This window comes from Flavobacterium coralii, assembly GCF_019891545.1.
Lineage (GTDB): Bacteria > Bacteroidota > Bacteroidia > Flavobacteriales > Flavobacteriaceae > Flavobacterium > Flavobacterium coralii.
The window spans coordinates 59459-83574 of sequence record NZ_JAHDIU010000010.1; the positions used below are offsets into that span (position 1 = coordinate 59459).

General features: G+C 40.8%; 25 protein-coding genes. 7 read left to right on the plus strand and 18 right to left on the minus strand.

All coding sequences use genetic code 11. The features are described 5' to 3' along the window. Positions 1 to 2: 2 nt before the first annotated feature. Complete coding sequence (locus KJK34_RS13255) at positions 3 to 713, plus strand: hypothetical protein (protein ID WP_223054375.1); 711 nt, start codon at positions 3 to 5, stop codon at positions 711 to 713. A 2-nt stretch (positions 714 to 715) separates the two neighbouring features. On the opposite strand, the gene dnaG is transcribed toward KJK34_RS13255, so the two are convergent. The 10 genes from dnaG to KJK34_RS13305 form a co-directional block, all read right to left on the minus strand. Further along, complete coding sequence (gene dnaG, locus KJK34_RS13260; RefSeq protein WP_223054376.1) at positions 716 to 2695, minus strand: DNA primase; 1980 nt, start codon at positions 2693 to 2695, stop codon at positions 716 to 718. Between the two features lie 34 nt (positions 2696 to 2729). Then, on the minus strand, positions 2730 to 3815 hold the full coding sequence (locus KJK34_RS13265) for a hypothetical protein (protein ID WP_223054377.1): 1086 nt from the start codon (positions 3813 to 3815) through the stop codon (positions 2730 to 2732). 68 nt (positions 3816 to 3883) lie between these two features. Next, positions 3884 to 4309, minus strand: coding sequence for a hypothetical protein (locus KJK34_RS13270; RefSeq protein ID WP_223054378.1), 426 nt, complete (start codon positions 4307 to 4309; stop codon positions 3884 to 3886). A 171-nt stretch (positions 4310 to 4480) separates the two neighbouring features. After that, positions 4481 to 5503: a hypothetical protein gene (locus KJK34_RS13275; RefSeq protein ID WP_223054379.1), complete on the minus strand. Its 1023-nt coding sequence runs from the start codon at positions 5501 to 5503 to the stop codon at positions 4481 to 4483. Between the two features lie 37 nt (positions 5504 to 5540). Further along, complete coding sequence (locus KJK34_RS13280; protein WP_223054380.1) at positions 5541 to 6362, minus strand: hypothetical protein; 822 nt, start codon at positions 6360 to 6362, stop codon at positions 5541 to 5543. Then, positions 6343 to 6903, minus strand: a complete 561-nt coding sequence (locus KJK34_RS13285) for an RNA polymerase sigma factor (RefSeq protein WP_223054381.1) — start codon at positions 6901 to 6903, stop codon at positions 6343 to 6345. Before KJK34_RS13285 ends, KJK34_RS13280 begins: the two co-directional genes overlap by 20 nt. Before the next feature lie 218 nt (positions 6904 to 7121). Then, the gene (locus tag KJK34_RS13290; RefSeq protein WP_223054382.1) at positions 7122 to 8945 is read right to left on the minus strand and encodes a T9SS type A sorting domain-containing protein; all 1824 of its coding nucleotides are present in this window, start codon (positions 8943 to 8945) and stop codon (positions 7122 to 7124) included. 210 nt (positions 8946 to 9155) lie between these two features. Continuing rightward, positions 9156 to 10133, minus strand: coding sequence for a polyprenyl synthetase family protein (locus tag KJK34_RS13295; RefSeq protein ID WP_223054383.1), 978 nt, complete (start codon positions 10131 to 10133; stop codon positions 9156 to 9158). 81 nt (positions 10134 to 10214) lie between these two features. Beyond that, positions 10215 to 11267: a dual-specificity RNA methyltransferase RlmN gene (gene rlmN, locus KJK34_RS13300; RefSeq protein WP_223054384.1), complete on the minus strand. Its 1053-nt coding sequence runs from the start codon at positions 11265 to 11267 to the stop codon at positions 10215 to 10217. A gap of 33 nt (positions 11268 to 11300) precedes the next feature. After that, a complete protein-coding gene (locus tag KJK34_RS13305; protein WP_223054385.1) occupies positions 11301 to 12917 on the minus strand; it encodes a T9SS type A sorting domain-containing protein in 1617 nt (538 codons plus the stop codon). A gap of 132 nt (positions 12918 to 13049) precedes the next feature. On the opposite strand from KJK34_RS13305, the gene KJK34_RS13310 reads away from it, so the two are divergent. Beyond that, the gene (locus KJK34_RS13310) at positions 13050 to 13691 is read left to right on the plus strand and encodes an O-methyltransferase (RefSeq protein ID WP_223054386.1); all 642 of its coding nucleotides are present in this window, start codon (positions 13050 to 13052) and stop codon (positions 13689 to 13691) included. Here the strand turns inward: KJK34_RS13310 and KJK34_RS13315 are convergent. From KJK34_RS13315 to nadE, 6 genes are all read right to left on the minus strand, one after another. Next, entirely contained in the window at positions 13650 to 14264 is a 615-nt protein-coding gene (locus KJK34_RS13315) for a phosphatase PAP2 family protein (RefSeq protein ID WP_223054387.1), read from the minus strand. The two genes, KJK34_RS13310 and KJK34_RS13315, sit on opposite strands and share 42 nt — an antisense overlap. Beyond that, positions 14264 to 14557: a Sec-independent protein translocase subunit TatA/TatB gene (locus tag KJK34_RS13320; protein WP_223054388.1), complete on the minus strand. Its 294-nt coding sequence runs from the start codon at positions 14555 to 14557 to the stop codon at positions 14264 to 14266. Before KJK34_RS13320 ends, KJK34_RS13315 begins: the two co-directional genes overlap by 1 nt. Before the next feature lie 92 nt (positions 14558 to 14649). After that, complete coding sequence (locus tag KJK34_RS13325) at positions 14650 to 16902, minus strand: M1 family metallopeptidase (RefSeq protein ID WP_223054389.1); 2253 nt, start codon at positions 16900 to 16902, stop codon at positions 14650 to 14652. Between the two features lie 5 nt (positions 16903 to 16907). Beyond that, positions 16908 to 17411: a DUF6702 family protein gene (locus tag KJK34_RS13330; protein WP_223054390.1), complete on the minus strand. Its 504-nt coding sequence runs from the start codon at positions 17409 to 17411 to the stop codon at positions 16908 to 16910. 90 nt (positions 17412 to 17501) lie between these two features. Then, a complete protein-coding gene (locus tag KJK34_RS13335; protein WP_223054391.1) occupies positions 17502 to 18131 on the minus strand; it encodes a response regulator transcription factor in 630 nt (209 codons plus the stop codon). Positions 18132 to 18217: 86 nt separating this feature from the next. Then, entirely contained in the window at positions 18218 to 19024 is an 807-nt protein-coding gene (nadE, locus tag KJK34_RS13340) for an NAD(+) synthase (protein ID WP_223054392.1), read from the minus strand. A 117-nt stretch (positions 19025 to 19141) separates the two neighbouring features. Between nadE and gldB the strand changes: the two genes are divergently transcribed. From gldB to KJK34_RS13355, 3 genes are read left to right on the plus strand one after another with little or no spacing between them, the layout of a single operon-like run. Continuing rightward, positions 19142 to 20104, plus strand: a complete 963-nt coding sequence (gene gldB / locus KJK34_RS13345) for a gliding motility lipoprotein GldB (RefSeq protein ID WP_223054393.1) — start codon at positions 19142 to 19144, stop codon at positions 20102 to 20104. After that, entirely contained in the window at positions 20104 to 20448 is a 345-nt protein-coding gene (gene gldC / locus KJK34_RS13350; RefSeq protein WP_223054394.1) for a gliding motility protein GldC, read from the plus strand. The genes gldB and gldC overlap by 1 nt, the downstream gene beginning before the upstream one ends. 28 nt (positions 20449 to 20476) lie before the next feature. Next, entirely contained in the window at positions 20477 to 20944 is a 468-nt protein-coding gene (locus KJK34_RS13355) for a GNAT family N-acetyltransferase (RefSeq protein ID WP_223054395.1), read from the plus strand. 3 nt (positions 20945 to 20947) lie between these two features. Here KJK34_RS13355 and yihA read toward each other — a convergent pair whose 3' ends face one another. After that, positions 20948 to 21565 carry a ribosome biogenesis GTP-binding protein YihA/YsxC gene (gene yihA, locus KJK34_RS13360; RefSeq protein WP_223054396.1) on the minus strand — a complete coding sequence of 206 codons (618 nt, stop codon included), beginning with the start codon at positions 21563 to 21565 and terminating at the stop codon, positions 20948 to 20950. 39 nt (positions 21566 to 21604) lie between these two features. Further along, positions 21605 to 22366, minus strand: coding sequence for an alpha/beta fold hydrolase (locus KJK34_RS13365; protein ID WP_223054397.1), 762 nt, complete (start codon positions 22364 to 22366; stop codon positions 21605 to 21607). Between the two features lie 392 nt (positions 22367 to 22758). Between KJK34_RS13365 and mraZ the strand changes: the two genes are divergently transcribed. Both mraZ and rsmH read left to right on the plus strand, forming a co-directional pair. After that, on the plus strand, positions 22759 to 23229 hold the full coding sequence (gene mraZ, locus KJK34_RS13370; protein ID WP_223054398.1) for a division/cell wall cluster transcriptional repressor MraZ: 471 nt from the start codon (positions 22759 to 22761) through the stop codon (positions 23227 to 23229). Then, a complete protein-coding gene (gene rsmH, locus KJK34_RS13375; protein WP_223054399.1) occupies positions 23207 to 24115 on the plus strand; it encodes a 16S rRNA (cytosine(1402)-N(4))-methyltransferase RsmH in 909 nt (302 codons plus the stop codon). Before mraZ ends, rsmH begins: the two co-directional genes overlap by 23 nt. Position 24116 lies beyond the last annotated feature (1 nt).

Below are 24116 nucleotides of genomic sequence, written 5' to 3' on the forward strand. Positions count from 1 at the left end.
TGATGAAAAATAAGCTGCTGCTGTTGTTTTTAAGTTTCTTTGCCGCCTTTGCCTCTGCACAGGAAAGGCAGATGTTCTCCGGCAAAGTGCTTCTTGATAACGTCGGCCTTAATGATGTTTATATCATAAATGCATCGGCACAGGCCGAAACCAAAACCAATACGTCAGGCTCATTTACCATAGTGGCGCAGCCGGGAGATAAACTGGTGGTGTATAGCCCCAGGATAACCAAAAGGGAATTTGTTTTAAATGAAGACTCATTTAAAAAGCAGCCATTTATTATTACAGTAAACGCGCAGGCATATGAACTTAATGAGGTGGTAATGGATAAAGACAGGAGTATAGATGCAGAGTCGCTGGGTATAGTTCCGGAAGGACAAAAGCAATATACGCCTGCCGAACGCAGGGTTTTTACCGCTACAAGCGGCCTTTTAGACCCTATTATAAATGCCATTAGCGGCAGGACAAAAAGGCTAAAAAAAGAGGTTGAGGTTGAAAGGAAACAGATGCTTTTAGAGGATGTAAAATATGTTATTAAGGAAGATGAGATAATAAATGACCTTAAAATACCGGCAGAGTATGTAGAAGGCTTTTTGTTTTATGCTATAGAAAACCCGAAGTTTAAAGAAGCCTTTCAGGATAAGAACTACAAACTGGCACGCTTTGTTATGAATGGCCTTGCACCGGAATACCTTAAGCTTATTGCTGAATAATACTAATAGAAGCTGCTCCTGATACGGCTTAGCTTGCGGGACAGGTAATTAATCAGCATATTATAATCTTTTACGGCAGTGAGTATCTCCATGTTATCTGCCTCCGGGCTAACCTGCATTTTTAAATCCTGGATAAGCTTACCCAAAAGCAGCCAACGTAGGTCGGCAATATGCTCTCCGGTATAATTAGCTACCGACATCAGTTTGTCTTTAACCGGAATTTGCTTTTTCTCTTCCCATTCGTGCAGGTGGTATTTTTCATCCTGCATATAAATATCTGCGGCTATAGACTGTAATTCCGGTGGCAGGGTGTTGATAAAAGTATCTACCGGTAGTTCGTTGTTCTCTAAATAGTAATTAATAATATAGGCATAAAGCTGTTTGAACACAGGGTTGGTAAACTCAATTTCATCTTCCTGAAGGTTAAGGTATATCCTTTCATAAACCTTGCATGTTTTGCGTTCGGTTTCTTCATATTCCTTACCAAACTCATCATACTTAATATAGATGTCCTCAAACTCCTGCTCTGTATTGCCGTACAATAACAGTATTTCAATGATTTTCCGCTCCAGCAGGTCCATTATATCTATCTTCTCCCTGGGCTGCTCAGCAGTCTCTACAGGCTGCAACGCTTTGGCCTTTTGCTCTTCTTTAAGGCGTTTGCCTGCATCTGCTATATCTTTTTGCACAAGCTGCGCCAGCGTGCTTACCAGCACCTGTTCGGATATATCCATAATATGAGCTGTTTCCTGTATGTACACCTGCCTTTGGATGAGGTCGGGTATTTTGGCAATGCTCGTTACCATATCCCGGATAAGCCCCGCTTTTTTAACCGGGTCATTCTTGGCTTCATCTACTAAAAGCGAAGCTTTAAACTGTATAAAATCTTTTGCGTTGTATTTCAGGTATGCCTCCAGTTCTTCGTGAGTGCTTTTCTTGGCGAAGCTATCAGGGTCTTCGCCTTCAGGAAAAGTACATACCTTAACGTTCATGCCTTCTTCCAATATCAGGTCGATACCGCGGATGGATGCCCTTAACCCTGCCGCATCACCGTCAAATAAAACAGTTATATTTTTAGTCAGCCTGTTTATCAGCCTTATCTGGTCGGGTGTTAAGGCCGTTCCCGATGAAGCCACAACGTTTTCTATACCTGCCTGGTGCATTTGTATAACATCGGTATAGCCTTCTACCAGGTAGCAGTTGTCCTGCTTGGCAATAGCCTGCTTAGCATGGTATATGCCATACAATACCTTGCTCTTGTGGTAAATATCACTTTCGGGGCTGTTAAGATATTTGGCAACTTTTTTATCATTTCCCAGTATGCGCCCGCCAAAGCCCAGCACGCGGCCCGACATACTTTGTATAGGGAACATTACCCTGCCCCTGAACCTGTCGACATGGCGGCCGTCTTCACGCGGAATCGTTAAGCCTGTTTTTTCGAGGTACTCCAGCTTGTAGCCTTTGCCCAACGCCTCTTTGGTAAAGGCATCCCAAACTTCGGGCGAGTAGCCAAGCCCGAACTTTTTTATGGTATCTCCGGTAAAGCCGCGCTCTTTAAAATAGCTGTAGCCAATGCTTTGCCCTTCATCGGTGGTAAGCATGGTATTATGGAAATACTTTTGTGCAAATTCAGAAACCAGGTACATGCTTTCTTTTTCATTAGCCTGTTCTTTTTCGGCATCAGACTGTTCGGTTTCTTCTATTTCGATGTTGTATTTTTTGGCAAGATAGCGTATGGCTTCAGGGTAAGAGAAGTGCTCATGCTCCATAAGAAACGCCACAGCGTTGCCACCCTTGCCACTACTAAAATCCTTCCATATCTGCTTTACGGGCGATACCATAAATGATGGCGACTTTTCCTGCGTAAAAGGGCTAAGCCCTTTAAGGTTGGTGCCGGAGCGTTTTAGCTGTACAAAATCACCAATAACCTCTTCCACCCGGGCAGTTTCAAATACGGCATCTATGGTGTTTTTGGTTATCAAGGCTTATTTTTTATCTGAACGCCAAAGTTACATATTAAAAATACATCTCTTTTACCTTTGTAGGTGATAAATATTCATGAGGTATATAAAACTGAGCTTGATTTTCTCTTTGTAATTCTACCATATCGGGGTTAGTAAATATAGAATTTATTATATCTGTGTTTGCGAATGGATCCTGATATATAACTCTTGTATATTCTAATCCTTCTCCAAAGCTATCTACTAATTCCTTATCAACCTTTCTATTAAAAGCAGGGAATGAATAACCTATTATTATTAGGATATTTGTTTTTTTCATTCTTGACTTTGCTTCTTCAATTGCATTTGAATTATTTTCCCAAGCATATTTTATATGTTGAGAATAGTCAGCATGTTTGAAATCTTTTAAATTTTCATTTAATTTTATTAGATAATTTTCCAGGTTTGATAAACTACCAAATTCAACATTTTCATATATTTCACCTTTATCATTAAAAATGCCCCTGAAGCCATTTAAATGAATCACATTATTACCTTCAGAATTCATAAATTTTAAGCTACTATTTATCTCATCAAAAGAAGAAGCTTGATTTGACATGAAATCTTTATAAGCCATTTCTAATTGTAAATCGTAATTCCATGTAATAAATGATATGTTAGAATTCAATTTTGGATTGATATCACTCTTTTCTAAAATAACCGATAATAGGCTGTAATATCTCTTGTCAATCTTTTCATAACTGGTAGCATCCGGCTTTGTAAAGTTGAGATGATAAAAATTTTCCCATATATCAAAATATACGCTCAAACAGTGTTTAAGTAGATTTAATTCACTTTCTTTTCCTGTTAAATAAAGTTTTCTTGCATAGATATCAATTGAGCCAAATTCAACTGCATAATCACCAAAATATTTAAGTTTAGTAAAAAAATCAATTAATAATTTAGTATCCCAAGTATAGGGTTTCTCAGAATAGTTTTTACTAAGACGATTAATTAATTTGTGTGCGACAGCTATCATAGAATGACCTTGCTGTTTCCATATTGGGATAGCATTATAACTAGCTCCTGCACCAAGAAGATAAGTTATATTTAAATTTTCAGTTGAATTAAAATGTGACTGCATTTTTGATGGTTTATTCAAAAATACAAAGTTTTGCAATGCTTTCGAAAAGTATTATCGGATTAACTAAGCGGCAATTCTTGGTAAGCTTATTGGTTACTTTTAGCAGCAGAAACGGGTGTACATATTGCTTTTTGGCTGTTGTTTACAAACTTTATAATGCTTTGCAGCATATTGGTTTCAGGGTTGTCGTTCTCATAGGCGCAACCCAGGTAAAGATTGCCTTCTGCAAGGTCGTTTACGCACTTATCATATATGGCATCGCGGCTTTGCAGTTGATTTTGGTTAAGTGCGGTTACAATTTCAAGTACGCACCGGTGCACTAATGGGTCGGATATATAATGGCCCGCCTGCTCTTCATTATAATTTTCTGTGTAATTAAAATCTACCAGTTCAAATTCTTTATCACTAAGCTTATCAAGCACCATTCCCGGCACTTTTGCAAAGCATTCATCCTTGTCATCAGGCAGGTCAAAGTCTCCGTTATATACAAAAGTTACGGTATAATTATCCATAGCAGTAAGGTTTATACCAAATTTACATTCGGCTTGCCAAATGCATGTTTAGGTTATCTTAAACTTAGCCTAATTGTTATGTGTTTGATGCTTAATGATAATGCAAAAAAAAGGCGTTCCCTGAGATCATGAGAACACCTTTAACAAAAGTACAAAACTAACCCTTAACTCTTAATTGAAATCAAATCTTATGCCAAGAGACAAATTATTCTGATCTATTTCATTATTTGTAAATACCGGTTGTAAATCATATTTGGCATACAGGCTAAATTCTCCATAACCCACATAAGCACTCACACCATATACAAAGTCGCTTACGTTAAAATCGCCTTTTTCTTTATGCTTTACTTTATTGCCGTCGTCTTTATATTTAAGTATCTGTTTTTCTTTTACATTAAAACCTGTGTAGCCACCTATACCCAAACGGAAACTTTTGTGAGAAGGAAAATACATTTTATCGTCTGTTACCCTTTTTTTGGTAAAGTCAAACTCAAGGTGAGCAGGAATTACAAGGTTTACATACCTGAGGCGTGCCACATCAAGTTCTCTGCCGGCATCTACAAGAATAGTTTTGCCATCTACATTATCAAACATCATGTTGTTGTCCGGGCGCAGGTTGTTATATTGTAATGAAAGGCCATACTTTAAATGTAAAAGGTTGTTGGTTTTTAACAGCCTTGTGTTCCAGCTGATACCCCACTCATAAAAGTCTGAACGCCATTTGTAGCCGTCGTTATCGATTTCGCCATCGGTAACCAGCCTGTTTACACCCAGCGCAAATACAAACTGAGAGGTAGTGCGCCTGTAAGCATAATCTTTAACCGCGGCAGTATCTTTTTTATTGCCGAATTTTATAGTGAAAGCGTTTTTATCGTCTTCTATTTTTCCGTCAACTTTATCTTTTACAAGCTGGCTTAGTTTCTCCTCTTCGGCAGCAATACGGGTTTCTATATTGTTTGCACGTTTATCGGCAAACTCCTGCTTGCGCTTATTAGCCTCTTCCTGTGTAATTTCGTTGTTGATAAGCATGTTGTTTACTTTATCAACTTCAACTTTAAGCGAGTCTTTTTCCTGCTTGGTAATGTTCTCTATGTTTTTAGAGATTTCCTCTACCTTTTCATTAAAAGTCTGCGCGTTTAGCTTTGTTGCAAGCAGGCATAGCGCTGCCACAACATAAAAAGTAACTGTTTTCATGTTTTTGATGATTTTAAATATGTATTAGTGTTTTTTTTTACTGATAATTCCTGTTTGCCACCGAAGTTTTTACGGCATTGTAATTTTTTATGGCGGAGTTAAGCACTTTGCTCCTGAAACTTTCGTTAAGTTCACCCTCTACAGATGAGAGCAGGGATTTAGAATCTACTTTTACAGATGTTTTAGCTGCACCTGCATTGCTTATACCGCTGTTGCTGTCGCCTTCTACAGATGCCAGCAGTTTACTTGCGCTTACAGATATACCGGATGTCTGTTCAGGTGTTGCCGCGGCGGCTGTGGCAGTATTGCTCACAGGAGCTGAAGGCTTAGTGCCTGCTGAAGCGTTATTTGCAAGAGCCTGGCTTGTACTGACTGTTTTGCTGATGTTGGCGGTATTTGTTCCGGCTACAGGCTGCGTAGCTTTTGAAGTTGTTTGTGGTGTGCTGCTGTAAGGGTTTGCAGTTACTGGGTTTTCCTTATCAGCGGTAACCGCTACACCTGTATTTTCATTCTCATGGCTGCCTGAAGCACTGTTTAGCGTGCTGCTGTGTGTTGAGTCGATGTGTTGTGGAGTGGCTACAAATGTATCTTCTTCATTAATTATAATGTTGCCTTTGTTTTCTTTTTCTGCATTAAGCATTATTGCCCCCATCATTAAAAAGCCTGAACAAACCGCTGCAGCCCATAGCCAGTCTCTCCTTGGCTTCTTTTTAACCTCTGCCGGGGCTGCCTGTTTCTCTTCGGCAACCGTAAGCATGGCATCAAGCCTGTCCCATGCTATAGGGCGGGGCTGTATGGTGCGCTCTGCAAACTTTTCTTTTATCTGTTGCTCTAATTTACTATTCGGTTCCATTTTCATAATTCTTAAATTTGTTAACCTGCTCCTGTAGCATTTTGCGTGCATGCGACAGTTGCGATTTAGAAGTCCCCTCGCTGATACCCAGCATCTCTGCAATTTCCTGGTGCTTATAACCTTCTATCGCATAAAGGTTAAAAACCATTTTGTAGCCATCCGGAAGGTTATCTATCAGCGTTTGTATATCCTCAACAGAAAAGTGGCTCTCAATGTTGTTAAAGGTATCCTCTACATAAAACTCATCTTCCAGAAAGCCTGTCTTTTTTTGTACCCTCAGGCACGATATACATTCATTCACCATTATCCTCCTTATCCATCCTTCAAAGCTGCCTTTGTGCTCAAAGTTCCGCAGGTTGGTAAAAACCTTCATAAAAGCAGTGATCATAATATCCTCTGCCTGGTGCAGGTCTTTTATATACTGCCTGCAAACGCCAAGCATTTTAGGAGCATACTTGTTGTATATCTTTTGCTGGGCGTGCCGGTTGTTTTCGGCTGCCTGGCGAATGATATCGCGTTCCTGCTCATGTAAGGCTATTACTTTCACAATGCTGTTTTTAATTGGTTGTTGCAAAGGCGGCTTCATATTTTTGTAACCGACTTCTATTAGCATAGACGAGCCATGTTTTAAAATGGTTGCATGCGGCTGTAAAAATATTGCATTTTTTTTGATTAGAGATTGTAACGTTCTGTTTTTGATTAGTTTATACATAATAAAAAAGCCACCCTAAACGGGTGGCTCTATGAAAAAGAATTGCGTATGTATTACTGCTTAATGAATTTTTGAGTAGAAACAGCTTTGCCTGACGTGGTGCTGATGATATATACACCGCTTTTTAGTGACGCTACATTCAATACAGCTGTTTCAGCTTTAGGGTTACTTTGCATAACCTGCTGGCCTAAAGTATTGTAAATGGTTATAGCATCTATAACTGCATTGCCTTTTACAGCAACCATATCTGTAGCCGGGTTAGGGTAAACTACAAAAGCATTATTGGTAAAAGTATCTGCAGAAGATACTTCTGTAGTGCTGAAGTACACATTATCTATATATACTGTAGAGTTGCCATTGCTTGAAAAGATAAGCTGTGCAATATGGTCGCGGTTAACAAGATTTACAAAATCATCAAGGTTGATGTTATAGGTAAGCCATGCATTTTGTTCAGGCGCATCAAATGTAAGCTCATGCTCGGTATCGTCACCACCACCAAAAGCAGCGTCAGCGCCGAAATCTACCAGTTTAACACGTAGTTGTGTAAAGTCTGCCGACCATGCATTAAAGTTGAAATGTGTCATCTCATTAATGTCTATCTGCTGTGCAATAGTCTCTACACCAGCAAAGTTAAGGTTTACATACTTTTTAGTATCGTTACCTTCTATTTGTATATCTTCCAGTGAAGCAGATGACCACGGTGTTAACCATGTATCTACAGGAACGTTATCATATACGCCGCTGAATAATGAAATCACCTGGTTTTGTGGCAGGGTAGGGTCCGGTGCGGCAGTCATTGGTTCTTCAACCACAACCGTTTCATTACTAAAGTACACATTATCTATATATACGGTAGATGTACCGTTGCTTGAGAAAATAAGCTGTGATATGTGGTCGCGGTTAATAAGGTTGGCAAAATCATCAAGATTTATGTTGTAGGTAAGCCATGTGCTTTGCTCAGGTGCATCAAACATAATTTCATGCTCAGTATCGTCACCACCGCCAAAAGCAGCATCAGCACCAAAATCTACCAGCTTAACACGTAGCTGTGTAAAATCAGCCGACCAGGCATTAAAGTTAAAATGCGTCATACCTGTAATATCTATTTGCTGGGCAATAGTTTCTATTCCTGCAAAATTAAGGTTTACATATTTTTTGGTGTCATTACCTGCTATCTGTACATCCTGTAACGCAGCAGAAGACCAAGGGGTAAGCCAGGTATCTACAGGAACGTTGTTGTACACACCGCTGAATAATGAAATAACCTGTTCCTGTGGCAGTGTAGGGTCTGGTGCGGCGGTCATAGGTACATCATCCATTACTTCATCTACACCAAAGGTAATATTGTCAAAATAGGCAATAGTGCCGTATGTTCTCGGGTTTCCAGAAAAATCAGGGAATACAACAACCTGGTCAAAAGGTTCTGCAAAAAAGCCAATTTGCGAAGAGAAATCAAAAGTAAGCTCCTCCCATTGGTTCACAACAGTATTTGGTACTTTAATTTCAGGAAGCGCCGCCCCGGTAGGTGTTACCAGTTTTATACCCACATCGCTGATTACAGATTTATATACCATGATTTTTACGATGGCGTTATCTGCAGTTAAAACAAAATCTGCCATACCGTTATCATGAGATGTTTCGCATCCTGCCCATGGCATACCTGTTGCCATTACTGTATATTTTGCAACCGTAGCCGATGTATTGATTCCGGTCATGCTTGGGTTAGCTACATATTCCAATGCCGGGTTGGTGTCATTTTCAAAAATGTTCCAGGTGTAATCTAAACCGGCTCCCCCGGTTTCAAAATTAATGTTTTCCTGCGCTCGGGTATTTAATGTAAACCCGATTACAAGTGCAGCAAAGTAAATTTTTTTCATAATTATCTGTTTTATTGTTTGTGTTAAACTACAATAAATTCATCTACACTGTTAAAAGTGTAATGATATAATAACTATACATATAAAATATGAAAATTACTTTGATGTTGTGGTGTGTGAGGCCTTTAATTATGGGAAGTTTGCTGAATTTGCTTAGCTGTCGAAAATGTAATTACAACGTTGTTGTTGTGGTGATGTTGAGGTAAAACATTATATTTTACGTTCTATTACATAATTTACCATCAGTGTTAAGGCGTCTTTATATTCGGATGATGGATAATCCGAAAGTAAAAGCAGCGCTTCTTCACGAAACTCAGCCATTTTTTGTTCAGCATAAGTAAGGCCGCCTGTCTTTTTTACAATAGCAATTACTTCTTTCACCCGCTTTTTATCCTTATTATGATTCTTAACCGAATTAATAAGCCACTTTTTTTCTTCTTTTGAGCAGTTGTTAAGCGTATAGATAAGCGGTAAAGTCATCTTTTGCTCTTTGATGTCAATACCCGTTGGCTTACCAATAGAATCTTCTGTGTAATCAAAGAGGTCATCCTTAATTTGGAAAGCCATTCCTATTAACTCTCCAAACCTGCGCATCTTTTCGGTATGGTCGCCTTCGGGATTTACCGAGCATGCTCCTAATGCACAGCATGCCGCTATAAGTGTAGCGGTCTTTTGCCTTATAATTTCATAGTAAATATCTTCGGTAATATCCAGCCTGCGGGCTTTCTCTATCTGCAAAAGCTCACCCTCGCTCATTTCTCTTACTGCAACAGATATAATACGTAATAAATCAAAATCGCCATTATCAATAGAAAGAAGTAAACCCTTGCTTAGCAGGTAGTCACCCACCAGCACGGCTATTTTATTTTTCCATAAAGCATTTATAGAGAAAAACCCCCTGCGCCTGTTACTGTCGTCCACCACATCATCATGCACCAGGGTGGCGGTGTGTATAAGTTCTATTACAGAGGCGCCGCGGTAAGTACGTTCGTTAACCGTGCCGCTGCTTACCATTTTTGCCGTAAGGAAAACGAACATAGGGCGCATTTGCTTACCCTTTCGGTTTACAATGTAATAAGTAATACGGTTAAGCAATGCCACTTTAGAGGACATGGATTCATGAAACTTTTTCTCAAAAAGTTCCATCTCTTTTACTATAGGCTGCTTTATTTGCTCAACAACTTTCATTGTGCCCCAAATGTACGGAAATTGCAGGATTGTATTTATAAAACAATTTTAAAAAACATTGTAAGGCATTAAAAAAGCCACCTATGTGGTGGCTTCATTTTTATTGGCAAGCTGCCCGCAGGCAGCATCAATATCTTTACCGCGGCTGCGCCTTACTTTTACTACAATATCGTTTTGCTCTAAAGCTTTAATATAGTTGTCTATAACCTGTGGGTCTGCCTGCTGAAACTCACCATCATCAATGGGGTTATACTCTATCAGGTTTACCTTGCAGGGAACATATTTGCAAAACTTAACAAGGGCATCAATATCAGCTTTTCGGTCATTAATTCCTTTCCATACCACATACTCATAGGTAACACGGCTTTTTGTTTTTGTGTACCAGTACTGCAAAGATTCTTTTAATTCCTGTAGCGGAAAGTTTTCGCTGAACGGCATTATGCGCGAGCGTACTTCATCTATTGCCGAGTGTAATGAAACCGCAAGCTTAAACTTAACCTCGTCATCAGCCAGTTTCTTTATCATTTTCGGGATGCCCGATGTAGATACTGTTATCCTCTTCGCAGACATGCCCAAACCTTCGGGAGATGTTATTTTATCTATAGCCTTGATAACATTGTTATAGTTCATAAGCGGTTCGCCCATTCCCATAAAAACAATGTTAGATAGCGGCCTGTTGTGGTAAAGCCTGCTTTCGCTGTCTATGGCTACAACCTGGTCATAAATTTCATCAGGGTTAAGGTTGCGCATACGTTTAAGGCGTGCCGTAGCGCAGAAGTTACAGTCCAGGCTGCACCCTACCTGGCTCGACACACAGGCCGTAGTACGGGTTTCGGTGGGTATCAATACCGATTCAACTACAAGCCCATCATGAAGCCTTACAGCATTTTTTACAGTACCGTCATTACTTTTTTGCATCTGGTCTACCCGTATGTGGTTGATAACAAAGTTATCTTCCAGCAGTTGCCGGGTGGCTTTGGCAACATTGGTCATATCCTCAAAAGAATGTGCCCCTTTGTTCCAAAGCCACTCGTAAACCTGGTTTCCTCTAAAGGCTTTATCGCCTCTCGATACAAAAAAATCACGCAATTGCTCCTTCGTCAGCGCCCTTATGTCTTTCTTCTCCGTTTGCATTGCGCAAAGGTAATGAGTATTTTATAAACCTGTTTATTCTTTAACAAGCTTAATATTAGCGGTTTTACCTGCATCGTCTGTCACCTGAAGTATATATACCCCGTCAGCTGCCTGAGAAAGATCAAGGCTGTTATCGCCAGCGCTAAACCTTCCTGATGCTACAGGCTGTCCCAGCATGTTGTACATTTGGTAGTTGATAGTGTTACTGCCTGTTACAGAGATATTGAAGAGACCTTGCGATGGGTTAGGATACAATTTGAAGGTATCTGCTAACGGTGTTACTTCCTCAACAGAGTTGGTAGGAATATAGTAATTAAGTGTTACAGCATTGGTATTGTTAGGGTCAAGCCATTCTCTCAGCCTACTTGTTGAACTGAATCCTGCATTCCATGAAATACCAAACCTGCCGTAAATATCGCTTCCGCCATTGTCTGAAGTACCGTTGCAGGCAGCCGTACCTGCAAATAACTGGCCTATAATACGTCCGTTATTATCAAAAAGGGGAGAGCCTGATGAGCCGCCTTCTGTTACACCAAGATCCCAGTCGTTAACCTGCCACATAAACTCGCCGCCACCATTTTGCTTTGTTGGCTGGTTATAATCCCTACATACTTTCATGATATCTCCTGACGGGTGGTGTATGCCAAATGTAGAAGAAGGAACATTATCACTCCTGTCCCATCCGGCCCATACCAAATCCCATGTTGAAGGTAGGTTAGCATTAATTTCTACAAGGCAAAAATCGGTAGCTGCCCTTCTGGCCCTAAGCGTAGCGCCACTTGCGGTTTGATTAAAGTTAGAATTATTGGTGCTGCTTAAAAAGCTTGCACAAATCGGGTTGGGGCTAATCCAGTTAAAGCGAAATGCCCAGAATGAAGGGTTTGAGTAGCAGTGGTTTGCAGTAAGAAAATATGGTGTACCGTTGTTACTTGTATTATTGATAAGTGCACCCGAGCAGAAACCTGAACCGCCTGTAACAATCATTGCTACAGATCTTTTATTAATTTCCTTAAGAGCCTGGATGTCATTGATAACACAATCCACATCATAATTACAATCACCCGAGTCGTTAAGATCCTGAGTAGATTTTGTATAGTCTTCACTTGTCCTGTAACCGTGAATAAGTTTAAACACTTCCAGTTTTCCCTGTCCTGCCACTTCAGCCGGTTCGTAGTATTCAAGCAAAATATCATCGCCTTTTACCAGCCATGTACCTAAAACACGCTCTGTATTATTCTGGCTAGAGTCATAAGCGCCAAGCAGATCGCTCCTGTCATTATTGTATAAATAAAGCGTAGCACCTTTTGGCATATAAAAGTCGCTGAATAAAAAGTTCATGCTTTTAGCGCCTTCGCTGTAAAACCTTATCCTCCATATTTTGCTGCCATCGGCAAGTGTATGCCAGCTTCCGCTGTTGTTAAGGTTATAATCAACGGTAAACTCATGCCCAAATCGCCACGGAATATCCTTTCTACCTTCATTGGCCTTATCTTCCTCTTGTAGCTTTTCAAGATCAAAAGAAGGCATTTCAATTGCTGCTAAAGGCTCCATATCGTTAAGCTCCCAACTCACCGGTTTACCCTCGTTGGTTACCTGAGCTGTTGCAATGTAGCCGATTAACAATAATAATAGAGTAATTCTGTATTTCATGATAAAATTAAATGATTAATAAAACCGTAAATTTAAGTTAATTATCAATATAACGCTAAAATCCTTAAGTTTAATATAGTTAAATTGTCTTACTGCTACATTTTTTTAACTTTATACCAAAAATTTACACTAATGCATTTTATTTCTGAAGAACTTGAAGATTATACCGCGAAGCATAGTGAGAACGAACCGGAATTGCTCGCACAACTGAACAGGGAAACACACCAGAAAATATTACAGCCCCGTATGCTTAGCGGACACCTGCAGGGCAGGTTATTAAGCATATTGTCTAAACTTATCAAACCGGAGCATATTCTTGAAATAGGTACTTATACGGGTTATGCAACACTGTGCCTTGCCGAAGGGGTAAAGGAGAACGGTACTCTTGACACGATAGACAATAATGAAGAGCTGTATGATTTTCAGCGCAAGTATTTTGATAAATCTGAGTGGGCTACCCAAATAAAGCAACACCTTGGTAATGCGCTTGACATAATCCCCACATTAAATAAAAAATTTGACCTTGTATTTATCGATGCCGATAAGGAGAACTACATCAACTATTATGAGATGATAGTACCGCTTATGAACAGGGGCGGTGTTATTATAAGTGATAATGTACTGTGGAGCGGTAAAGTGCTTGAAGAACTAAAACCTAACGATAAAAGCACTAAAGTACTATTGGAATATAATCGCCTGCTTAAGGAAGACCCGAGGGTTGAAACGGTTTTATTACCTATCAGAGATGGGCTCACTGTTAGTAGGGTGGTCTAAGTATTCCCTTTCCATAGGGAAGAATTTATCCCGCAGGTAGCGGTACAGCAACAGCATAAGGCTCGCCATTAAAATGCCGTACAGGTACCCCATAAGTATATCGCCCGGATAATGCAGCCCCAGGTAAATACGGCTGTAGGCAAATATCAGAGGCCATAAAAATATGAAGCCCATATATTTTAAGTACGGTTTTAATATGCGGTAAAGAAAATAAGCCACCGCCATAGAGTTGGAGGCATGGCCTGATATAAAACTGAATGATTTGCGCTTTTGCACTGCCCGCATTATATCTGTAAGCAACGGGTCGTTGCCCGGGCGCAGCCTTTGGAAAGTATTTTTAATAAGGTTAGTAGTCTGGTCTGTAAGGGTAATAAGCAAAGCTACAAGTACAATTACAAGTACGGCATGCTTCCAGCCCAGGCGCTTAAAGGCAAGGTATAATATTATGGCGAATATGGGTATCCAGTTAAACTGCTTTGTTATAAAAAGCCAGAAACTGTCCCATCCTTCAGAGCCAAGCCCGTTAAGATAAACAAATACATCTCTGTCAAGTTCCAGAAGCCAGTCCAGCATCAGCGTGATCTTTTTATCGGGCCCGATACATCTTCAACATCCTGCTTAAGCTTATCTACTTCCTGCTGCATATCTTTATGGGCGTTATCGGCGCCAATTTCGGTAATTGTTTTCTTTATGTCCTGCACTTCTGCACTTCTGTTTATTTCGCTCTTAATATCGTTCGTGGCATTTTTAAGCTGCTGCATACCACGGCCTATATTGCGTGCCATTTCAGGTACTTTGTCAGAACCAAAAAGCATCAGAACAAGCAATATAATTACGAAAAGCTCTCCTCCTCCTATTCCGAACATAATCTATAAAATTTTATACAAATGTACATTTATTTACGATTTTTTAGCATGCCCGGACTTTGGTTTAACCTCTTTTTAATGATAATTAACGGTTAATCTTCTTCAAACTCAGAAAATTTAGACTTTACTGCTTCAGCAGGCCATACATTATTGCTTATGTCTATGTCGGCTGTCTTTAGCTCAGGATCTACGGTTATTTTCTTTACAACTTTTTCTGTAGCAAACACCCTTGAAGCAGCCTGGTTGTTCTTCCTCCATATCTGCACCGGGAAAATATGCTTTTCTTTCGTACCGTCTTCATACTCAAGTTCTGCAATAATCGGCATCAGCATACCTCCAGGCTTGTTAAAGGTAACCTCATAGAAATACTTAGGCGCTTTCAGTTTTTGCCTTTCAGCAGCCGTAAATTTTTCATTTACATACTCTTCAAGCTCTTTTACACTATTTATATCCAAAGGTTTCTTTAACCGCTTGTTAAACTCGGGGCCTTCTGAAACCATATACACATACTTAGCGTTTTCAGATTCGCTTCTTCTCCTGCGCCCCTGTTGCCTGTTATCTTCCTTATAGCCTTTCGGCTTTTCGTTGCTTACATAAAACTGTTTTACATCTGCAATGCCTATATCTACATAGTCTGTACTGTAAAACCATCCACGCCAGAACCAGTCAAGATCAACAGCCGAAGCATCTTCCATAGTCCTGAAAAAATCTTCAGGCGTTGGGTGCTTAAACTTCCAGCGGTTTGCATAGGTTTTAAACGCATAGTCAAAAAGCTCTTCGCCCATTATGGTTTCGCGTAAAATATTAAGCCCGGTTGCGGGTTTAGCATAAGCGTTATTCCCGAATTGGTGTATTGTTTCCGAGTTTGACATGATAGGCTCCAAAAACTTCTGGTCGCCGCTCATGTAAGGCACAATCTTAGCTGCCGGCCCACGGCGCGAAGGGTAATTTTCATCCCATTCTTTCTCTGCAAGGTATTGTAGAAAAGTGTTAAGGCCTTCATCCATCCATGTCCACTGGCGCTCGTCAGAGTTTACGATCATAGGGAAATAGTTATGTCCAACCTCATGTATAATAACGCTCATCATGCCATATTTAAGCTGGTCGCTCACAAATCCGTCTTTATCAGGTCGGCCAAAGTTCCAGCATATCATCGGGTACTCCATACCCTGCGATTCTGCCGATACCGACACTGCTTTAGGATAAGGATAATCAAACGTATATTTAGAATAGGTTTTTAATGTATGAGCTACAACTCGCGTAGAGTACTCTCCCCATAGCGGATTACTCTCTTTAGGATATACCGATACCGCCATTGCCGTTTTGCCCGAAAGCTGTACTGCCATAGCATCATATATAAACTTGCGCGAGGTAGAAAAACCGAAATCCCTCACATTCTTAGCGCTGAATCTCCAGGTTTTCTTTTTGCTGCTTTTGTTCTTCTCGGCTGCAATTGCTTCTTCCTGGGTTACAATAACAACAGGCTTATCAAAAGTTTTGGTAGCCTGCTCATAACGTTTAAGCTGTGCAGGGGTAAAAACATCGGCACGGTTTTGCAGTTCGCCGGTAGCTTCCATAATATGGTCGGCAGGAACTGTGATATTCACTTCAAAATCACCGAAAGGCAGGGCAAACTCTCCCGCACCCCAAAACTGCATGTTCTGCCAGCCTTCAACATCATTGTAAACCGCCATACGCGGGTAAAACTGTGCAATTACATATATGTTATTATTATCCGCATCAAAATGTTCGTAACCCGAGCGCCCGCCAATAACATGGTAATTATTAATGTTATACCACCACTTTATGGAAAAGCTTATTTTTTCGCCCGGCTTTAACGGTTTATCAAGGTCAATGCGCATCATGGTCTGGTTAATGATGTAGCGCATCGGCTTGCCGTTAGCATCATTTACGTACTCTATTTTAAAGCCACCGTCAAATTCCTGTTCCAGGTAACGGCGTGTAAAGCCTTCAGATGAGTATGAGGCATCCACACGCTGGTTTTCAATTAATGGACCTTTGGCATCTGCGGCCCTGCGGTTCTGGTCAAGCTGTACCCAAAGGTATTCTAAGGGTTCAGGGGCGTTGTTATGATAAGTAATAGTTTCAGTACCATACAATCTTGTGTTGGCATCATCAAGCTCAACATCAATCTTATAGTCTGCTTTTTGCTGGTAATAGGCAGGGCCGGGTGCGCCTGATGCCGTACGGAACATATTTGGCGTAGCCATCAGGTCGTACATCTGGCTGAATTTGTTATTGTCTGTATGGCCGGGTTCGCGTGGTGTCTCCTGTGCCAGTAGCGGCAATGAAGCCAGTAGCGAAATATAAAGTGTTTTTTTCATCATAATTAATAGTCAAGCCTGCCGGATGTTTTTTCATTAGTAAACAAAATACTCTTTTTGTTACCGTTCACATCGGTGTGCACCATGTTTTGTTGTTCGTGATAGGTGTCAAGAAGGGTAGTGTTTTTCATTTCAATGCTCTTTACCTTTTCTTTGGCTGCAATGGTAAAATAGCATACTAGCACATCATCTTCGGTTTCTTTACCAAGATATTTTATAGCGGCCGGCTTTCCGTTTACTTTTATCTGTATGTTTTCAGAGAAATAATTGCCGAGGTATTGCTTTATATCCGCTGCTTCGCGCGAAGTGGCTATGTAGAATTTTTTTTCGTATTTTTTTTCGAAAGCACGCTCAAGGTCATCAATAAAAACACGTGATGTCATCTGGATTACCTGCTTTTTTGGCACATAATCAAGCTGAAAGATAGCTACATAAAATTTATGTGCCCCTGCACCCGTTAATGCAAACGCAAGTAAAAAAAGGAAAATAAAGGTTTTTGTATGCTTCATTTTCCAAAAATAATAAAAAGTTATTGTATTTGCCTATCCTGTTAATGATATGCAACTGTTATAAAGCAGGTAAATTATACAATTGTAATGTTATACTATATCCAGCGTTTTTGCTTTATTAACTAAATCTACAAGATTGGTAACATGCAGCTTGGTAAGCAGCCTTAGCTTATAGGTGCTTATAGTTTTTTCATTCAGGTCGAGCAGCTTGGCAATTTCCTTGTTCTTTTTACCTTCGCTAAGGTAGCGCAGTACCTCAATTTCGCGTGAGGAGAGCTTGCGGTACAGCCTTTCGGATTTTTTGCCTTTGTTTAGCAGAGCAAGGTTCTTTTTAACGGCATCGCTAAACACAACCTCACCGTCGTTTACCTTTTTAAGCGCTTTTTCAAGCTCCTCCATTTTAGCGCTTTTATGCACATAGGCAGCTATGCCGGCCTTTAATGCGTTTGGCGCATATATCTGCTCGGCAAGATTGGTAAATATCACAATTTTAGTATCGGGAAAATCTTTAACCAACGATTTAACCGCACTTATGCTGGTAAGCCCTTCAAGCTCAAGATCTATAATTGCCGCATCTACATCTTTTTTAGAGAGCGTGTCTAACAGGCTTTCAAGGTTATTTACAACACCAACAAAACTGAATTCCGGATTTTCCTTAAAATAAACTTTCATCCCATAGTGGACGACAGGATGATTATCCGCCAAGCATAGTTTAATCATGATTTTGCAATTTTTTGTTAAACACTAATAGTAAATTTAGTAATTAAATTCTTTTTAATTCTTAAAGTATTGTGAATGAAAGAATTTTATTTCAATTCTGCCGGAATTTCGCAAACCGGTATTGGGTTCATCTTGTGCTGGTTAGCACGGTTAAGCCTTTTATAAATGTTAAATACCTCTTTTTGCCTGCCTTCAAACTGCTCCCGGGTGCTGCCTTTTTCATCTTCATGCATTGCCCATTCCAGTTCATCATAGCTTGCGCCAAGCTGGTCTTCGTCAGACCGGTCATCACCAAAAAGCCCGTCGGTAGGCTTGGCTGCCAGTATGCTTTGCGGTACGCCAATATAGCTGCCTATTGCCCGCACCTCGCTTTTCATCAGGTCGGCTATCGGGCTTATGTCAACCCCGCCATCGCCATACTTTGTATAAAAGCCTACGCCAAAATCTTCTACTTTATTGCCTGTTCCGGCAACGAGTGCCCTGTTAATACCTGCAAAGTAGTACAGCGTAGTCATACGCAGCCTTGCCCGGGTATTGGCAAGTGTCAGGTTACTAAGGTGTTCATCATCACTTTGCGGCACCACTTCGCGGAAAGCTTCAAAAACGGGCGTAAGGTTGGCTTCGGTACCCGATACATTAGGGTATTTTTCCTTCAGCATGGCAATATGCTCCTGCGCACGCTGCACGTGGCTTTGCGCCTGGTGAATCGGCATTTCCACACATAAGGTGGGCAGCCCGGTTTGTGCACAAAGCGCAGAGGTAACAGCAGAATCTATTCCGCCGGATATGCCTACAACAAAACCATTTACTTTTGCGTTAGTGGCATAGTCTTTAAGCCAGTTTACAATGTAATCGTTTACCGCTTTGGCATTAAACCCGTTAGTGGTTGTCATAGTAACAGAATGTATTAGTAGTTAAGGTTTGGTGTATATTTGCACGAAATTATTCTATAAAATTACAAAATATAAAAAGAGAGAATCTTAATAAGAATACAAAATAATATTACAAAAATGAAAAATTTTGTGCTCATGCTTGGCCTGCTTACACTTATGGTTTCGTGTAAGGAAGAGGGTAAAAATGAAGAGAAAGTTGCCGAAATACCGGTTCAGGAAGTTAAGATAGCCCGCTTTGACCAAAAGTTCTTTGGCGGCAAGGCCGAAGACCTGCCGCAGCTTAAAGCTGAATTCCCATACCTGTTCCCCAAAGACAATGAAGATGCCGTATGGATTGAAAAGATGCGCGACCCTTTTCAGCTTAAGCTCTATGAGGAAGTTCAGAAAAAGTATCCTAACACTAATAAGCTGGAAGACGGGCTGGAAAACCTCTTCAGGCATATTAAATTATATTATCCCGAATTTAAGGAGCCAAAAGTAATAACATTAGTTTCAGACGATTTGGAAACAAAGGCATTATATGCAGGCGACCTGCTCTTTATACCGCTTAGCCTTTACCTCGGTGCAGATAACTACCTGTATGAAGGATTGCCAAAATATCAGGTAAAACAGTTTGTGCCCGAACAGATACTGCCGGATGTGGTTACATCTTTCTCTGAAGATAAGATTGCACCACCGCAGGACAGGACTCTGCTTTCGCTTATGGTGTATTTTGGTAAAGAGCTGTACATGCAGGATGTGCTGCTGCCCGATGCTACAGATGCGGTTAAGATAGGCTACACACCCGAGAACATTGAATGGGCCAACGCTAACGAAGAAGAAATGTGGCGTTACTTTATAGAGAACAAGCTTTTGTATGATACCGACCCTAAGCTGCCGGGACGTTTTATAAACCCTGCGCCTTTCTCTAAATTTTATCTTGCGCTTGATAATGAATCTCCGGGGCGCATAGGGCGCTGGCTGGGTTGGCAGATAGTGCGATCGTATATGGAAAACAATAAAGATGTACCTTTGCAGCAAATGCTGGCAATGGATGCCAAAACACTGTTTGAGAACTCTAAATATAAACCTAAGAAATAATGCCTGATAAAAACCTGCATACATCTGAAATTAACCTTACTATAGAACTTGACGAAAACCGCGTGCCGGAAAAGCTGTACTGGTCGGCGCCGGACGGTGGGGTAAATAATGAAGAGTCTAAAGCGGTAATGCTTAGCGTTTGGGATTATAAAAACCAGGAGAGCATGCGCATAGACCTTTGGACAAAAGATATGCCCGTAGATGAAATGAAAACTTTTTTTCATCAAACCCTTGTTTCTATGGCCGACACATTTGAGCGCGCCACAGGCGATAAGAAAATGACCGACACGATGAAAGATTTCTGTGATTACTTTGCGGAAAAGCTGGAATTAAAAAAGGATTAATATAAACGCGGCTCAGGCCGCTTTTTTTATGGAAATAAAATTAAAACTTTTTAAAGCGGAAGATGCCCCTGCTATAGTAGCGCTTTTCAGGAGTACAGTGCGTATAATTAATGCACAGCATTATAATGAGGCACAGATAAAAGCGTGGGCACCGGATGTTATTTATGAAGATAAATGGGCAGAGAAACTACTGAAAAGCCATACAGTTGTTGCATGGCATAATGATACCCTGTGCGGCTTTGGCGATATTGATGCCACGGGCTATTTAGACCATCTGTTTGTGCATAAAGATTATCAGGGCTGTGGCGTGGCAACATTAATAGAGAAAGAAATTGAGAAGCATGCACGCATTCAGGGGCACAATGTCATCACAGTTGCCGCTTCCATAACGGCAAAGCCATTCTTTCTAAAAAAAGGATACAATGTGGTACGGGAGCAGCAAGTAACTTTTAACGGGCAGCAGTTTACTAACTTTTTTATGGAAAAGGTATTGTAAGCATTATGCGCCCTGACGGTTAAATATCTCCTTGTTTATTTCACCAATATATTCCAGCAATGCTTCGCGCCCTACAGATTTTGATGATGAGGTAACAAAATATTTCGGCATCTCTTCCCAATCGCCTGTAAGCAATTTTTCGCGGTAAGCGGCAATGTTTTCTTCAGCCTTTTTTTCAGTGATCTTGTCAGCTTTGGTAAACACTATGCAAAACGGCACCTGTGCCTCCCCAAGGTAGTTGATAAACTCAAGGTCAATTTTTTGTGCCTCATGCCTGATGTCAATCAGTACGAAAGCACAAACAAGCTGTTCGCGTTTCTCAAAATACTCGGTAATAAATTTCTGAAACTTTTCTTTGGTTGTTTTAGATACCTTGGCATAACCATACCCCGGTAAATCTACAAGGTACCAGTTGCTGTTTATCTTAAAGTGGTTTATAAGCTGGGTTTTGCCGGGTCTTGCAGAAGTCTTTGCCAGGTTCTTATTATTGGTAAGCATGTTGATGAGTGATGACTTGCCCACATTACTCCGGCCTATAAAGGCATATTCCGGCAGGTTGTCCTTAGGGCATTTCTTTACATCAGAATTGCTTATAATAAATTCGGCGGTATTGATTTTCATAATAGTACTTTTTTATGAAAATGCTGCCTAAGCAAAAGGCTACAAATTCATTTTCTTCAGCCACTCGTGCATCAGGCGGTTAAACTCGTCCGGGTGCTCCATCATGGCGGCGTGCCCGCATTTATCTATCCAGTACAGGCTGGAGTTCGGCAGCAGCTTATGGAATTCCTCTGCTACATCGGGCGGGGTTACAGTATCGTTCTTGCCCCATATAATGCAGGTTGGTACGTGCATTTTGGGCAGGTCTTTAGCCATGTTGTGCCTTATAGCGCTTTTGGCTATGGTAAGCGTTTTTATCAGCTTTAGCCTGTCGTTGGCTACGGCATATACTTCATCTACAATTTCTTTGGTGGCAACGGCAGGGTCATAAAACACATCGCCCGCTTTCTTCTGAATATATTCATAGTCGCCACGGCGCGGATAGCTGTCGCCCATTGCGCTTTCATAAAGCCCCGAGCTGCCGGTAATAATAAGCCCAAGCATCTTTTCAGGATACATCTTGGTGTGGTACAGCGCAATGTGCCCACCCAATGAATTACCAAGTAAAATAACCCTGTCAAAGCCCTTGTAGGTAATAAAGTCTTTTACCCATTTGGCAAAAGCCTTAACATTGGTTTTCAAAATGCTTTGGGTGTATATAGGCAGTTCCGGTATTATAACTTTATATCCATGTTTCGGGAAATACTCGGCAACACCGTCAAAATTGCTTAATCCGCCCATAAGGCCGTGAAGTATGATAACAGGCGTACCCTCACCAGCTTCAAAATAGCTGTATTTACCCTCTGTATTAGTGCTTTGCATGTTTTATTCTCAACTGTATCAGGTATCGCAAATATATGATTTTAATGTTTATACAGCCTTTTTTTATATGCCTGCATTATTTTTTGAGATAGTTAAATCATAACAAACTGTATATCATTAATTTATATGTAATAATAGTTCGTAGTATAAAAATCTCCCACTTTTTTAAAATTCTGCAAAAGAAGCGTTAAATAATGCTAAAATTTTACGGGTTTTATGCATGTGGCGCGCTAACTCAAAATATATTCTAACAGATGAATAGCAGCGGGTTAAGCTATCGAAAAGCTTAAGTGGGAAAGCAGTGGTAAAACTTATTAACAATGTGGTAGAAAGTGGTAGGAAGTGGTAAATAATGTATATATTTGCTTTAAAATGGAGTAAATCGTAACTGCTTGAATACCATTATAGGAACATATGAATGTAAGGTAGATGCAAAGGGTAGGCTGATGATGCCTGCGCCTTTAAAGAAGCAGCTTGCGGTTGGCATAGATGATGGTTTTGTGCTTAAACGCTCAGTTTTTCAGCCTTGTTTGGAGTTGTACCCGATGGCAGAGTGGGAAAAGATGATGCAGAAAATTAATAAGCTGAACCGTTTTGTAAAAAAGAATAACGATTTCATCAGGCGTTTTACCGCCGGTGTAAAAATAGTTGAGGTAGATGCTGCCGGAAGGCTGCTGATACCAAAAGACCTGGTAGTGTTTGCCGGGATAGATAAAGATATTGTACTGTCTTCGGCGGTAAATATTGTAGAGATTTGGGATAAAGACAGGTATGAGCAGTCGATTGACGACTCAGCGGTAGATTTTGCCGACCTGGCTGAAGACGTAATGGGAAATTTAAATGATGATGACGGAATATCATAACCCTGTATTGCTAAAGGAAACAGTTGACGGGCTGGCGGTAAAGCCGGACGGGGTTTATGTGGATGTAACTTTTGGCGGCGGGGGGCACTCGCGTGAAATACTGAGCAGGCTCGGGCCAAACGGAAAGCTCTTTGCTTTTGACCAGGATGAGGATGCGCAGGCAAATGCACTGGATGACAGTCGTTTTATGCTGATTCCGGAAAACTTCAGGTTTATAAAAAGGTACCTGCGTTTTTATGGAATTAAAGAAGTAGATGGCATATTGGGTGACCTGGGTGTTTCATCGCATCAGTTTGATGTGGCAGAGCGTGGTTTTTCTACCCGTTTTGATGCCGAGCTGGATATGCGCATGAGCAAAAAGAACGAACTGAACGCCGGCAGGGTAATAAACGAATATGACGAGCAGCATCTTAAAAAAATGTTCTTTGAGTATGGCGAGCTTAAAAATGCAGCAGGGCTTGCGGCAGCCATAGTGGCGGCAAGGCAGGAAAAGCCTATTCGCAACTCAGAGGAGCTAAAGCAGGCATTGGGCAGGTTTTTGCCGCCGCACCGCAGCAATAAAATACTCGCACAGATATACCAGGCTATACGCATAGAAGTGAACCAGGAAATAGAGGTGCTTAAAGAGTTTCTGCTGCAAACGGAGGAACTGCTTAAGCCGGGTGGCAGGCTAAGTGTTATATCCTACCACTCGCTCGAAGACAGGCTTGTAAAGCGCTTTATGCGCAACGGCATGTTTGAAGGGGAGCCGGAGCGCGATATGTACGGCAATTTTGAAGTGCCGTTCAAAATCATAGAAAAGCTTATTGTTCCGGGTGAAGAAGAGATTGCAGTAAATAACAGGGCGCGCAGTGCAAAACTGCGGGTCGCTGAAAAAAATAAATAGC

Coding starts and splice junctions, on each gene's coding strand:
- KJK34_RS13255 (WP_223054375.1), top strand. CDS start 3: ATGAAAAATAAGCTGCTGCTGTTGTTTTTAAGTTTCTTTGCCGCCTTT.
- KJK34_RS13270 (WP_223054378.1), bottom strand. CDS start 4,309: ATGGATAATTATACCGTAACTTTTGTATATAACGGAGACTTTGACCTG.
- KJK34_RS13275 (WP_223054379.1), bottom strand. CDS start 5,503: ATGAAAACAGTTACTTTTTATGTTGTGGCAGCGCTATGCCTGCTTGCA.
- KJK34_RS13280 (WP_223054380.1), bottom strand. CDS start 6,362: ATGAAAATGGAACCGAATAGTAAATTAGAGCAACAGATAAAAGAAAAG.
- KJK34_RS13290 (WP_223054382.1), bottom strand. CDS start 8,945: ATGAAAAAAATTTACTTTGCTGCACTTGTAATCGGGTTTACATTAAAT.
- KJK34_RS13295 (WP_223054383.1), bottom strand. CDS start 10,133: ATGAAAGTTGTTGAGCAAATAAAGCAGCCTATAGTAAAAGAGATGGAA.
- rlmN (WP_223054384.1), bottom strand. CDS start 11,267: ATGCAAACGGAGAAGAAAGACATAAGGGCGCTGACGAAGGAGCAATTG.
- KJK34_RS13305 (WP_223054385.1), bottom strand. CDS start 12,917: ATGAAATACAGAATTACTCTATTATTATTGTTAATCGGCTACATTGCA.
- KJK34_RS13310 (WP_223054386.1), top strand. CDS start 13,050: ATGCATTTTATTTCTGAAGAACTTGAAGATTATACCGCGAAGCATAGT.
- KJK34_RS13315 (WP_223054387.1), bottom strand. CDS start 14,264: ATGCTGGACTGGCTTCTGGAACTTGACAGAGATGTATTTGTTTATCTT.
- KJK34_RS13320 (WP_223054388.1), bottom strand. CDS start 14,557: ATGTTCGGAATAGGAGGAGGAGAGCTTTTCGTAATTATATTGCTTGTT.
- KJK34_RS13325 (WP_223054389.1), bottom strand. CDS start 16,902: ATGAAAAAAACACTTTATATTTCGCTACTGGCTTCATTGCCGCTACTG.
- KJK34_RS13330 (WP_223054390.1), bottom strand. CDS start 17,411: ATGAAGCATACAAAAACCTTTATTTTCCTTTTTTTACTTGCGTTTGCA.
- KJK34_RS13335 (WP_223054391.1), bottom strand. CDS start 18,131: ATGATTAAACTATGCTTGGCGGATAATCATCCTGTCGTCCACTATGGG.
- nadE (WP_223054392.1), bottom strand. CDS start 19,024: ATGACAACCACTAACGGGTTTAATGCCAAAGCGGTAAACGATTACATT.
- gldB (WP_223054393.1), top strand. CDS start 19,142: ATGAAAAATTTTGTGCTCATGCTTGGCCTGCTTACACTTATGGTTTCG.
- gldC (WP_223054394.1), top strand. CDS start 20,104: ATGCCTGATAAAAACCTGCATACATCTGAAATTAACCTTACTATAGAA.
- KJK34_RS13355 (WP_223054395.1), top strand. CDS start 20,477: ATGGAAATAAAATTAAAACTTTTTAAAGCGGAAGATGCCCCTGCTATA.
- yihA (WP_223054396.1), bottom strand. CDS start 21,565: ATGAAAATCAATACCGCCGAATTTATTATAAGCAATTCTGATGTAAAG.
- KJK34_RS13365 (WP_223054397.1), bottom strand. CDS start 22,366: ATGCAAAGCACTAATACAGAGGGTAAATACAGCTATTTTGAAGCTGGT.
- rsmH (WP_223054399.1), top strand. CDS start 23,207: ATGATGATGACGGAATATCATAACCCTGTATTGCTAAAGGAAACAGTT.